Here is a 259-nt window from a genome sequence, read left to right on the forward strand (position 1 = left end):
GGTGGCTGGTCTGTCGGGGTGAAATTCACCGGTTCCGCTGTGTGCCGCACCTGACCGGACGGCGCTTTGAACACGGTGTGACGGACTGTTACACCCTGTTCCGGGATGCATACCATCTGGCGGGGATAACGCTGCCGGATTTTCATCGCGAGGATGACTGGTGGCGCAACGGCCAGAACCTGTACCTGGACAATATGGAGGCCACTGGCTTTTGCCGGGTGTCCCTGTCCTCTGCACAGGCAGGCGATATCCTGCTGTG

1 pseudogene is annotated in these 259 nt (G+C 60.2%); it reads left to right on the forward strand.

Annotated features, from left to right (window positions below):
* Nucleotides 1-259 (forward strand): annotated as a pseudogene (locus E0D98_RS26585) (NlpC/P60 family protein); the annotation flags it as partial.

The organism is Escherichia sp. KCJ4928 (assembly GCF_004352695.1).
Taxonomy (GTDB): domain Bacteria; phylum Pseudomonadota; class Gammaproteobacteria; order Enterobacterales; family Enterobacteriaceae; genus ECMA0423.